The following is an 11,546-nucleotide window of genomic DNA, read 5'->3' on the forward strand; positions in this document are numbered from 1 at the left end:
CAGCACGAATTGCGGCTAGGCTGCTGCGATGGACCTGACCAACAAGATTTGCATCGTCACCGGTGCCGCCAGCGGCATCGGCCTTGGTATCGCCACGCGCTTTGCGCAAGCCGGCGCGAAAGTCGCCATTGCCGACCTCAACCTGGTTGCAGCGCAGGCCGCTGCGGATGGTCTCAATGCCGCGCGGGCGGGCAGCGCGATGGCCGTTGCCATGGACGTGACCAGCGAGGACCAGGTCAACGCCGGTACTGCTGCGGTGGTCGCGCAGTGGGGCACGGTCAACGTGCTGGTCTCGAATGCGGGGATCCAGATCGTCAACCCCGTGCAGGATTTCGCCTATGCCGACTGGAAGAAGATGCTGGCGATCCATCTCGACGGCGCATTCCTGACCAGCAAGGCCGTGATGCCGCACATGATCGCGCAAGGGTCAGGCGCGGTGATCCTGATGGGCTCGGTCCATTCCAAGACCGCCAGCCCCCTCAAAAGCGCCTATGTCACCGCCAAGCATGGCCTGCTGGGCCTTGCCCGCACCATCGCGCGCGAGGGCGGTCAGCACGGCGTGCGCTCCAACGTCATCTGCCCCGGCTTCGTGCGCACGCCGCTCGTCGACAAGCAGATCCCCGAACAGGCCAGGGAACTGGGCATATCCGAGGACGAGGTGGTCAAGAAAGTCATGCTCGGCCAGACCGTCGACGGTGAGTTCACCTCGATCGAGGACGTCGCCGAAGTCGCCCTGCTGTTCGCTGCCTTCCCCACCAACGCGCTGACCGGCCAGAGCCTGGTGGTCAGCCACGGCTGGTTCATGGAGTGATTGGCGACGGGCGCTGCCTGGGGATCAGGAACGCGAGGCCGGCGGGCAGAAGCGGCATCAGCACCTGCGCCCAATAGTAATTGTCCGGACGCGATGCGACCATGACGGTAAGGGAAAAGCCGCCCAGCCAGATTCCTGTCAACGGGGACCGGCGCAGCCAGCCGATCAGGGACAGCACGACGGCGGCATAGATTGCCCAGGCTGGAAGGAACCCGTAGGCCGTCACCTTGGCAAGATCGCTGACCAATCCGGCAGGACCGCGCAAGGCAAACCAGCCCTGAGAGGCCGGGTCGCCCGTCATGGCATAGCTGAGCACCGCTTGGGCGTGGAGGTAGAGCAGCGCCCCCAGTACGACCAATGCGGCAGCGGCCCAGGCGGCTTCGCGGCGTTTACCCGCGAGGATAGCGAAGGCGAGAATCGCGCAAATCAACAAGGCGCCGAACTCGCGGAACAGGGCGGCGGCAGCCGCCAGGGCAAGGCGTGTCCTCCAATTCGTCCAGCACAAGGCGGCTGAAGCGAGCAGGCCGCACCACAACTCGGTGAATTGCAGCGATGCCGGTGAAACGATCGCACCGCTTGCCACGGCATAGAGCGCGACGAAGGTAAGCCGCTGGCGGCGATCCTCGATTCCCTGCATCGCGCCGAAAACGCCGACCAGTACCGCCGCATAGGCAAGGATCACGAGCCCCAGCGGCCCGACGGTCGCCGCGAGCCACGTCAGGGTCGGCGGACGGACCGTGTAGAACGGCCGCACCGGATATCCATTGGCGCGCTGCAGGTCGGTCGCCGCCCGGTAATAGGGCTCGCCGAGATCGACCTGCCGGGTGATCGCCGCGTAAAGTTCGCGGTCCTTGTCGATGGTCTGCGCGCGCGCAGGGCCGATTGCTATGATCAGCGCCAGAGCAAGGAGAAGCAGCCGCAGCACGACACGGACGATTGCTTGCCAGCGGCGCGATGGCAACAGCAATCGCACGGGCGGCAGGCCACGTCGATCAGCCCAGCAGCACTTCCGCGATCTGCACAGCGTTCAATGCGGCGCCCTTTCGCAGGTTGTCGCCGACCACGAACAGGGCGAGGCCGTTCTCTTCGGTCGGGTCCTTGCGCACGCGGCCGACGAAGACGGGGTCCTGGCCGGTGGCCTCGAGCGGATTGGGCACTTCGCTGATCACCACGCCGGGCGCGTCCTTCAGCAGCTCGAGCGCGCGCTCGACGCTGATCGGGCGGTCGAAGGCGGCGTTGATCGACAGCGAATGGCCGGTGAAGACCGGGACGCGCACGCAGGTACCCGCCACCGGCAGGCCGGGGATCTCGAGGATCTTGCGGCTTTCGTCACGCAGCTTGATCTCTTCCTCGGTGTAGCCGTCCTCGGCGTAGACGTAGTTAAGCGGCACGACGTTGTGCGCGATCGGCACGGCCCACTTTTCGGCCTGGGGCAGCAGGTCGTCATGGCCGCCTTCGGCCAGTTCACGCGCCTGGCCACCGACATGGTCGATCTGCCGGGCGAGCACGTCGATCCCCTCGAGGCCGCCGCCCGATACCGCCTGGTAGGTCGAGACGACGAGCTTCCGAAGGCCGGCCTCGTCGTGCAGCACCTTCAGCACCGGCATGGCCGCCATGGTGGTGCAGTTGGGGTTGGCGATGATCCCCTTGGGCAGGTGATCGAGCGCGTGGGGGTTAACCTCGGCGACGACCAGCGGCACCTCGGGATCAGAGCGCCAGGCCGAGGAGTTGTCGATCACGATCGCGCCGGTTGCCGCGGCCTTCGGCGCCAGCGCCTTCGACGTCGATCCCCCGGCCGAAAACAGTACCACGTCGAGGCCGGAGAAATCTGCCGTCGCGGCGTCTTCGACCACCACGCCGTCCAGTTCCTTGCCGGCCGAACGGGCCGAAGCGAACAGGCGCAGGGTGCCGACCGGGAAATTGCGCTCGGCCAGCAGCCGGCGGATCATCGATCCGACGAGGCCGGTTGCGCCGACGACGCCGACATTGATCTTCTGCCCGGGGGCGAAACGCTGAACCATGATCGTCAAACTCCTTCGTATGTTCGAAAGAGCAGGGCCGGGTTGTATCGTGTTCCGGTTTGGAAAGCCCCGCCTGCTCTGGTGCGGGGCGGGTTGGGGTGCCTTAGACGCGCGATCCCACAACCGTTCCCGCCGTGGCGGTCGGTTTGATGGTAGTAATCGGGGTGCGCGTCGTGAGCATCGCGGGCGCCCCTAGGGCGCGAGCTGCGCAATGTAAAACGGTTTTTGCGGTGCAGCGTAGAATATTGTTAGGCGGTCAGCCGCCGCGCTGCTTCGTCCGTGCCGATCAGGGGCAGCAGCGCCGCCATGTCCGGACCATGGTCGCGGCCGGTAAGCGCCTGACGAAGCGGCAGGAACAGCGCCTTGCCCTTGCGGCCGGTGGCGGCCTTGAGGGCTGCGGTCAGCGCCGCCCAGTCGGCTCCGGTCTGCGCCAGGGTTGCAGATGCCGCCGTCACGAAGGCGCGATCATCGTCGGACAGCGCGGGTGCCGGAACCGGCCCGGTCACCACCTGCCACCAGTCCGCCGCCTCGGCGATATGCTCGACATTGGGGCGAATCGCGTCCCACGCGGCCTCGCCCATGCCGTCAGGCAGGAGGTGGGCGACGCGGGCGAAGGGCAGGCGGTGAACCACGCCGGCGTTGACGCGGTGCAGTTCGGCCTCGTCGAACCGCGCCGGGGCACGGCCGAAGTGGGCAAGATCGAAAGCTGTTGCCAGCGCCGCGGCATCGAGTTCGGGATTGACCGGATCGCTGGTGCCGAGCCGGGCGAGCAGGGCCACCAGTGCCTCGGGCTCGATCCCCTCGTCGCGCAGGTGATCCATGCCGAGCGAACCGAGCCGCTTGGACAGCTTGCCTTCGGTCCCGACGAGCAGCGCTTCGTGGGCGAAGCGCGGCGGTTTTGACCCCAGCGCCTCGAACATCTGGACCTGGCTGGCGGTGTTCGAGACGTGATCCTCGCCGCGCAACACGTCGGTCACGCCCATCGCGATGTCGTCGATCACGCTTGGCAGCAGGTAGAGCCAGGATCCGTCGGCGCGGCGCACCACGGGGTCGCTCATCTTGGCGGGATCGAAATGCTGGGGGCCACGAATGCCGTCGGTCCATTCGATCACGGCCTCGCGGTCGAGCAGGAAGCGCCAGTGCGGCGTCTCACCCGCCGCAGCCTTGGCGGCATGGTCGGCTTGGGTGAGACCGAGCGCGGCGCGGTCGTAGATCGGCGGCAGACCTCGGCCCAGCAGCACCTTGCGCTTGAGATCCAGTTCCTGCGCTGTTTCGTAGCAGCGATAGACCCGCCCCGAGGCGACCAGCTTTGCAAACTCCGCCTCGTAGAGATCGAACCGCGCCGACTGGCGTTCCTCGCCGTCCCAGTGCAGGCCCAGCCATTCGAGATCGGCCTTGATGCTGGCGACGTGCTCCTCGCGGCTGCGCTCGGTGTCGGTGTCGTCGATCCGCAGCAGGAAGCGCCCGCCATGCTTCTTCGCCAGCAACCAATTGTGCAGCGCGGTGCGCACGTTGCCGACATGCAGCGTGCCGGTGGGTGAGGGGGCGAAGCGGGTGGTGACGGTCATGCCCGCGCCCTTAGCTGGATATTTTCGCTATTGCGAGAACAGCAGCAGCGAATGCCCCCCGCCCGACAGTTCGACGCCGTTTGACGGTGTGCGGCGGATCGCGGTGGCGGCGTCGAGCGCGCGGACCGCTTCGGGCAGGCGCGGGGGCAGGCCGATGGCACAGACCGGCGGGGGCGGGGTGCCCGGCGCCAGCGGCGGTCCAAGCGAAGGCGCGCGCCCGATCCGGATGACAGGACCCTCGATCGTGTAGCCACGGACCATCCCGGCGCAGCGCGGTTCCCACCACACCTTGCTGGCGTCGGCGCTCAATGCCAGGCCGTAGGGCTCGTTGAAGTCCTCGCCGTCGATGGTGACGATCTTCCACTCGCCGGCCAGGGTCGTCGGAGCAGGTAGCCCGGCCGACGCTGGCGGCGCCGGGAGTTCCGCATCGGTGCTCGGGGTCTCGCTTGGCGTCTTGTCCGCCGGGGGAGCCGGGGCGGTGCAGGCCGCCAGCAACGCAGCCGCCAGCAGCGAATGCAGCCCTTTCATGCCGAACGGAACGAATGGGTGATCGGATAGCGGCGGTCGCGGCCGAAGTTCCGGGTGCCGAGCTTGACCCCGGGGGGCGCTTGGCGGCGCTTGTATTCGGCCAGGTTGAGCAGCCGTTCGATCCGCACCACCGTGTCGCGATCGAAGCCTTCGGCGGCAAGCTGATCGACGCTCTTCTCGTGTTCGACCAGGCCCAAGAGGATCCCGTCGAGCACCTTGTAGGGAGGCAGCGAATCCTCGTCCTTCTGATCGGGGCGCAGTTCGGCGGACGGGGGCCGGGTGATGATCCCTTCGGGCATGACCGGGCCATCGGGGCCGAGGCCGATCTTGGGCTTGTGGCGGTTGCGCCATTCGCTGATCGCGAAGACCGTCATCTTGTAGGCGTCCTTGAGCGGATTGTAGCCGCCCGCCATGTCGCCATAGATGGTGGCATAGCCGACGCTCATCTCGCTCTTGTTGCCGGTGGTCAGCAGCATCGGGCCGAACTTGTTGCTGATCGCCATCAGCGTCACCCCGCGGATACGCGACTGGACGTTCTCTTCGGTGATATCGACTTCGGCATCGGCGAAGGTGCCCGACAGCATCTCGTCAAAGGCCATGACCGCCGGATTGATCGGGATCGTCTCGTACTTGCAGCCGATCATCCGCGCGCAGTCGGTGGCAAGGTCGAGGCTCAACTGGCTGGTGAAGCGGCTCGGCAGCATGACCGCCCAGACCCGCTCCGGGCCCAGGGCGTCGGCGGCGATGGCGGCACAGATCGCGCTGTCGATCCCGCCCGACAGGCCGAGGACCACGCCGGGAAAGCGGTTGCGGTCGACATAGTCGCGCAGCGCCATGACCATGGCGCAGTAGATATCCTCCGGGTGGTCGGCCAGCGGCTCGATTTCGCCCTTGTCGCAGCGCCAGCCGGTCGCGGTCCTGGTCCAGAAGGTGGTGACCTCGGCCTCTTCCCAGTCGGTCATCTGCACGGCAAGGCTGCCATCGCCGTTGACGACGAAGCTGGCCCCGTCGAACACCAGCTCGTCCTGCCCGCCCACGCGGTTGAGGTAGGCGAGCGGCAAGCCGTTATCGACCGCGCGGCGCTTGGCCACGCCGTCGATCCGGAGGGTGTCCTTGTCGATCTCGTAGGGGCTGCCGTTGATGCAGAGCAGCAGCTCCGCGCCAAAATCGGCGAGGTGCCGGCACACGTCGGGATGCCAGATATCCTCGCAGATCGGCAGGCCGATCATCACGCCCTTGAACACGATCGGTTCGGGCAGCGGGCCGGGCTGGAACAGGCGCACCTCGTCGAAAGTTCCGTAGTTGGGCAGTTCGTGCTTGAAGCGAACCTGCGCAACCTTGCCTTCGGTCAGAAGCGCGATGCCGTTGTGCAGGTTGCCGTCGCGCACGAAGACCGAACCGACCAGCATGGCCGGTCCGCCGTCGGCGGTTTCCAGCGCCATCTGCTCCAGCTCGATCGCCGCGCGCTCGATCAGTGCGGGCTTCAGCACCAGATCCTCGGGCGGGTAGCCGATAAGCTGCATTTCGGGGAACACGATCATGTCCGCCTTGGCCGCTCGGGCACGTTCGCGCGCGGCGAGCATGGCCCGCGCATTGCCGGCGATATCGCCGACGACCTGGTTCAACTGGGCAAGGGTGATGACAAGGCGATCGGTCATCCCTCTTCCCTAAGGGCAGCGCGCGCGTTAGCCAAGGCGGGTAAGACAACGGGAGAGAGCGATGTTCGAAGAGGCCTTTGCCGCCGCCAACCTGCCAGGTGCGGTGGGCATGATCGTGGACCGGGACGGGGTTCGCTATGCCCGGGCGCTGGGCGTGACCGACGTCGACAGCGGTGCTCCGCTGGCCGAGGACACGCCGTTCCAGATCGCCTCGATGACCAAGGCGCTGGTGACCGTGGCGGTCATGCAACTGGTCGAACAGGGCAAGCTAGACCTCGACGCGCCGATCGGCGATGTGCTGTCCGATCTTGCCGACCCGCAGGTGCTGACCGGCTTCGATGAAGCGGGCAAGCCCCGGCTGCGCCCCGCCGCGCGTCCGATCACGATGCGCCACCTGCTGACCCACACCTCGGGCCTGGGCTATTTCTTCGTCCACCCGGAGATTCTCCAGTACTTTTCGGCGGTGGGGATGCCGGCGCCCGGTTCCAAGGACGCGATCCGCATGCCGCTGATGTTCGATCCGGGGGACAGCTGGGAATATTCGGTCGGGATCGACTGGGCCGGCCTCGCGGTCGAAGCGCTGACCGGACAGGCGCTGGGCGATTACATGCAGGATCACATCTTCGGCCCGCTCGGCATGACCCATACCCGTTTTGCCGACAGCCTGCCCGAAGGCGCGGCCCAGGTTCACGTTCGCACCGAGGATGGCAGTCTGGCGGTGCAACCGATGTTCATCGGCGGGGGCGAATACCACAACGGCGGCGGCGGCCTGATCGGCACCGCGCCCGATTATGCCCGCTTCGTGCGCGCCATCCTGCGCGGGGGCGAGCTCGACGGCCAGCGGGTGCTCAAGGAAGAAACCGTTCGCGAAATGGCCCGCAACCAGATCGGCGAATTGCGCGCCGGGCGCATGGGCAGCGCCCTGCCGCACCTCGCCCCGGTGTTCGACCAGTTCCCCGACCAGCACACCGGCTGGGGCCTGGGTTTCCTGACCCTGCCGCAAGGCCAGTCCGGTGGCCGCAGTCCGAACAGCCTGTCGTGGGCCGGGATCTTCAATTCCTATTACTGGATCGATCCCGACAAGGGCGTGGGCGGCGTGATGATGAGCCAGCTCAGCCCGTTCGGCGATGCCGGGGCATTGAGCACCTTCGGCGCGCTCGAACGGCAGGCCTACGCCGGCCAGTGAGCCAGGGGCCGGAGCCGGTCGCCTGGCTGAACCATGACTGGACCGGCGGCGGCACCCTGCTGTCCTATACCCCGGTTCCGGCCGAGACGAAGCGATCCGGGAACGAGTTGCACGACCGGTTCTGGGGCCTCAGCACGCGGTCGCCGCTGACGCCCTACTTCACCGTCTGGCGCGATGTTGCAAGGGCCACCGTCGACGATCGCAAGCTCGGCTTGCCCAGCCGCATCGGCCTGTTCGCCCAGTTTGGCACCGATCCGTGGACGCCCCCGCCCGATCTGGTCGAGGAAGCGTCCCAGCGCCAGATGCGCGACGAAGGGCAGATATCGCTCGGTTGGCGCTGGGCCGACGAGGAAACCGGTTATGAACTCGATAGCCTCGGGTTGCAGATCAACCGGGCCGGGCAGGCGCGGCCGTTCCGCTCGTTCCATCGCGGCGCGGAACTTGCCATGCTCGACGTCGTCGTCGCGCCGATCCTCCGGCCCGATGGTGCGGACGCACCCATCGGGTTCCACGTTTCGGGGCAGCTGCGCGAACGCTATAATTCGGGAGAAGCGCCGAAGGGCGATCCGGTCCGCTTTACCGCGATGGGCACAGCAGCAGCTATGCCCGGCTGGATGATGTACTGATCGGTCGATCCGCGCTTGACCGCGCGGCAGTCCCGGCGTTTAATCGAACAGTTAAACGAATGGGAAAGGATGCGGGCATGGCCAGGCTCGATTGCGTGATCCGCGGCGGGACGATCGTCGACGGGACGGGTGCGACAAGCTTCGAAGGCGATGTCGGCATCGCCGACGGCAGGATCGTCGCGGTCGGCAAGGTCGAGGATAACGGCGCGGAGGAAATCGACGCGCGCGGATTGCTGGTTACCCCGGGCTTCGTCGATATCCACACGCACTACGATGGTCAGGCCACCTGGGACAGCCAGCTTGCACCCTCGTCGTGGCACGGCGTAACCACCGCGGTGATGGGCAACTGCGGGGTCGGATTTGCGCCGGTCAAGCCCGAAGACCGCAACCGCCTCGTCGAACTGATGGAAGGGGTGGAGGACATCCCCGGCACTGCGCTGCACGAAGGGCTGTCGTGGAACTGGCGCAGCTTTCCCGACTACATGGACGCACTTGAGGCGCGGCCGCGCGACATGGATCTGTGCGCCCAGTTGCCCCACGGCGCGCTGCGCGTCTTCGTCATGGGCGAGCGCGGCGCCAACCTCGAAGCCGCGACGGCCGAGGACAACGCCGAAATGCGCCGCCTGACCGCCGAGGCGATGCGCGCCGGGGCCGTTGGCGTGTCCACCTCGCGCACGCTCAACCACCGTACGGTCAAGGGCGATCCCACGCCCTCGCTGCGCGCGACCGAGGACGAGCTGACTGCAATTGCCCTGGGCTTGCGTGACGCCGGATCGGGCGTTTTCGAACTCATCTCGGACTTCAACCAGCCTGACGTCGATACCGAATTCGCGATGGTCCGGCGAATCGTGGAGGCGTCGGGCCGGCCGCTGTCGCTGTCGCTCGGGCAAAGCCATTCGCAGCCGGACGGCTGGCGGCACCTTCTGGGGCTGATCGACCAGGCGGTGGAGGACGGCCAGGACATTCGCGCCCAGGTCGCCCCGCGTCCGATCGGCGTGCTGCTGGGGCTCCAGGCCAGCGCCAGCCCGTTCTCGCATCTGGCGCCCTACAAGACCATCGCCGACCTGCCATTCGACCAGCGGCTGGCCGCGATGCGCGATCCGCACTTCCGCGAGACGCTGCTTGCCGCCGCGCGCGAGGCGGCGCTCGGGCCGCAGAACCAGGTGCTGACCAGCGCCCGCCTGACCACCGATTTCCGCATGATCTTCCCCTTGGGCGATCCGCCCAATTACGAACCGGCAGAGGAAACCTCGCTCGCCAACCAGGCGCTGCGCGAAGGACGCGATGCCTTCGACCTTGCCTACGACGCGATGATCGCCAACGGCGGCCGCGATTTCATGCTGCGGCCCTTCGCCAATTATGCGGCATACAACCTCGACGCGACGGGCGAGATGCTGGCTGCGCCCAACACGCTGATGGGGCTGGGCGATGGTGGGGCCCACGTTGGCCTGATCAGCGATGGCAGTTTCCCCACCTATCTCCTCTCGCACTGGGGCCGCGACCGCGCAGCGGGCCGGCTCAGCGTGGAGGAACTGGTTCGCCGCCAGACCAGCGCCAACGCGCTCGCCATGGGCCTTGCCGATCGCGGCAGGATCGCGCCAGGCCTCAAGGCCGATCTCAACGTGATCGACTTCGCACGCCTTGCGGTGCGGCGTCCGGAAATGGCCTATGACCTGCCGGCCGGAGGCAAGCGCCTGCTGCAGCGGGCCGACGGCTACCGCGCCACTCTGGTGTCGGGCCAGGTCACCTATCGCAATGGCGAGGCGACCGGCGCGCTGCCCGGGCGACTGGTCCGCGCGGCCTGACATGGCTGTGGAGGCGGCGAACCGTTCGTCGCCTCCGATCTTGGAAGCGTTAACCCTTTGCGGTAAGTGCGCGGTTAAATCATGAAGCTGCACCACCGCCGCGGCGAGGCCGCATCCCTCTACCAGACATTCCAGGCGCGCAGATCCGCGCGCCGGCGCAGGCTTGGCCTGACCCTGACAGTGCTGGGCGGGATTGCCGCCGTTGGCCTGTTCGCCGTGCTGTCGCGTCCCGGCGATCCGGTGAAGACCCTGGCCGGGGTGCGCTCGGCCTATGCCCGCGCGCCGAGCCTGCCAGGGTCCTGCCTGCCGAGGCCCGAGGGCCTGCAGACTGCGCTGAACGACATCGCCGCCCGCTTTCAGGGCAAGGTCGGGATCGCGATAAACCAGGCCGGGTGCAAGTGGCTGGTCGGGGTGCGCGCCGACGAATATTTCCCGCAACAGAGCGTGTCGAAGCTGTGGGTGTCCCTGAGCGTGCTCGACGCCGTCGATCGTGGCCAGATGCGCCTGGACGAGCCGATCACCCTGCGCCCGGACGACCAGGTGGTGTTCAACCAGCCGCTACGCTGGACGGTGCTCGACCAGGGATCGCTGACCCTGCCCGCGCAGACCCTGATGCAGGATTCGCTGTCGCTGTCGGACAACATGGCCAACGACAAGCTTCTTTGGCGGGTGGGCGGGCCCGACCATGTCCGGATGGTGCTGTCCGAACGCAAGATCGAGGGAATCCGCTTCGGCCCCGGCGAACGCTTGCTGCAGAGCGCGATCGCAGGGGTGACCTGGACCCCGGACCTCGCCGAAGGCTACAAGTTCGACGAGGCGCGCGGCAAGGTCCCGTTCGACCACAGGGTCGAACTGCTGGGCAAGTACGTCGCCGATCCGATGGACGGGGCGACCCCCGCCGGGATCGCCTCGGCCTTGGGGCGGCTTGGCGGCGGCGAGCTGCTGTCCGAACAATCGACCGCGCTGCTGCTCGACATCATGGCCCATTCGAAAAGCGGCCCGCGGCGCTTGAAGGGCGGGCTGCTGCCCGGCTGGAAGGCCTATCACAAGACCGGCACGGGCCAGGAACTGCGCGGCACGCAGACCGGGTTCAACGACGTCGCCCTGGTCGAAGCGCCAGACGGCACGCGCTATGGCGTGGCGGTGATGATCGGCGAAACCCGCCTCCCCAACCCCGCGCGGCTCGAGATGATGCAGGCGGTCAGCCGCGCCCTCGTCGCCTCGCACGACGCGGCGCGCGGAGGGGCGGCGACAGCGTCGGCTACGCCGGACTGACCGTCACCACCGAGCGCTGGCTCAGCAAAAACCCCGCCGGATCGCTCCGGCGGGGTTTTCGTTTGTCC

10 protein-coding genes are annotated in these 11,546 nt (G+C 67.3%); 5 read left to right on the plus strand and 5 right to left on the minus strand.

What is annotated here, in order from left to right; translation table 11 throughout:
- Window positions 1-28: 28 nt before the first annotated feature.
- Window positions 29-811 (plus strand): 3-hydroxybutyrate dehydrogenase, encoded by a 783-nt coding sequence (locus tag B0I00_RS07255; protein ID WP_100866726.1) that lies wholly within the window; start codon window positions 29-31, stop codon window positions 809-811.
- On the opposite strand, the gene B0I00_RS07260 is transcribed toward B0I00_RS07255, so the two are convergent.
- The 5 genes from B0I00_RS07260 to B0I00_RS07280 all read right to left on the minus strand — a co-directional run bounded on the left by B0I00_RS07260 (window position 801) and on the right by B0I00_RS07280 (window position 6,586).
- The gene (locus B0I00_RS07260; protein WP_100866727.1) at window positions 801-1,736 is read right to left on the minus strand and encodes a hypothetical protein; all 936 of its coding nucleotides are present in this window, start codon (window positions 1,734-1,736) and stop codon (window positions 801-803) included. The genes B0I00_RS07255 and B0I00_RS07260 overlap by 11 nt on opposite strands.
- Before the next feature lie 67 nt (window positions 1,737-1,803).
- On the minus strand, window positions 1,804-2,832 hold the full coding sequence (locus B0I00_RS07265) for an aspartate-semialdehyde dehydrogenase (protein WP_100866728.1): 1,029 nt from the start codon (window positions 2,830-2,832) through the stop codon (window positions 1,804-1,806).
- Window positions 2,833-3,080: 248 nt separating this feature from the next.
- On the minus strand, window positions 3,081-4,400 hold the full coding sequence (gene gltX, locus B0I00_RS07270) for a glutamate--tRNA ligase (protein WP_100866729.1): 1,320 nt from the start codon (window positions 4,398-4,400) through the stop codon (window positions 3,081-3,083).
- 27 nt (window positions 4,401-4,427) lie between these two features.
- Window positions 4,428-4,928: a hypothetical protein gene (locus B0I00_RS07275; RefSeq protein WP_100866730.1), complete on the minus strand. Its 501-nt coding sequence runs from the start codon at window positions 4,926-4,928 to the stop codon at window positions 4,428-4,430.
- On the minus strand, window positions 4,925-6,586 hold the full coding sequence (locus B0I00_RS07280) for an NAD+ synthase (RefSeq protein WP_100866731.1): 1,662 nt from the start codon (window positions 6,584-6,586) through the stop codon (window positions 4,925-4,927). The genes B0I00_RS07275 and B0I00_RS07280 overlap by 4 nt, the downstream gene beginning before the upstream one ends.
- 61 nt (window positions 6,587-6,647) lie before the next feature.
- Here B0I00_RS07280 and B0I00_RS07285 point away from each other — a divergent pair, with 61 nt between their 5' ends.
- From B0I00_RS07285 to B0I00_RS07300, 4 genes are all read left to right on the plus strand, one after another.
- Window positions 6,648-7,772: a serine hydrolase domain-containing protein gene (locus B0I00_RS07285; protein WP_100866732.1), complete on the plus strand. Its 1,125-nt coding sequence runs from the start codon at window positions 6,648-6,650 to the stop codon at window positions 7,770-7,772.
- Complete coding sequence (locus B0I00_RS07290) at window positions 7,769-8,398, plus strand: hypothetical protein (RefSeq protein WP_100866733.1); 630 nt, start codon at window positions 7,769-7,771, stop codon at window positions 8,396-8,398. Before B0I00_RS07285 ends, B0I00_RS07290 begins: the two co-directional genes overlap by 4 nt.
- Window positions 8,399-8,475: 77 nt before the next feature.
- On the plus strand, window positions 8,476-10,203 hold the full coding sequence (locus tag B0I00_RS07295; RefSeq protein ID WP_100867142.1) for an N-acyl-D-amino-acid deacylase family protein: 1,728 nt from the start codon (window positions 8,476-8,478) through the stop codon (window positions 10,201-10,203).
- 81 nt (window positions 10,204-10,284) lie between these two features.
- Window positions 10,285-11,478, plus strand: coding sequence for a serine hydrolase (locus tag B0I00_RS07300; RefSeq protein ID WP_100866734.1), 1,194 nt, complete (start codon window positions 10,285-10,287; stop codon window positions 11,476-11,478).
- Window positions 11,479-11,546 lie beyond the last annotated feature (68 nt).

The sequence above is a fragment of the Novosphingobium kunmingense genome (genome assembly GCF_002813245.1).
In the GTDB taxonomy this organism is placed as follows: Bacteria; Pseudomonadota; Alphaproteobacteria; order Sphingomonadales; family Sphingomonadaceae; genus Novosphingobium; species Novosphingobium kunmingense.

Excerpts from the sequence above, each read along its gene's own strand:
- B0I00_RS07255 (WP_100866726.1), top strand. The coding sequence starts at position 29 with ATGGACCTGACCAACAAGATTTGCATCGTCACCGGTGCCGCCAGCGGC.
- B0I00_RS07265 (WP_100866728.1), bottom strand. The coding sequence starts at position 2,832 with ATGGTTCAGCGTTTCGCCCCCGGGCAGAAGATCAATGTCGGCGTCGTC.
- gltX (WP_100866729.1), bottom strand. The coding sequence starts at position 4,400 with ATGACCGTCACCACCCGCTTCGCCCCCTCACCCACCGGCACGCTGCAT.
- B0I00_RS07275 (WP_100866730.1), bottom strand. The coding sequence starts at position 4,928 with ATGAAAGGGCTGCATTCGCTGCTGGCGGCTGCGTTGCTGGCGGCCTGC.
- B0I00_RS07280 (WP_100866731.1), bottom strand. The coding sequence starts at position 6,586 with ATGACCGATCGCCTTGTCATCACCCTTGCCCAGTTGAACCAGGTCGTC.
- B0I00_RS07285 (WP_100866732.1), top strand. The coding sequence starts at position 6,648 with ATGTTCGAAGAGGCCTTTGCCGCCGCCAACCTGCCAGGTGCGGTGGGC.
- B0I00_RS07295 (WP_100867142.1), top strand. The coding sequence starts at position 8,476 with ATGGCCAGGCTCGATTGCGTGATCCGCGGCGGGACGATCGTCGACGGG.
- B0I00_RS07300 (WP_100866734.1), top strand. The coding sequence starts at position 10,285 with ATGAAGCTGCACCACCGCCGCGGCGAGGCCGCATCCCTCTACCAGACA.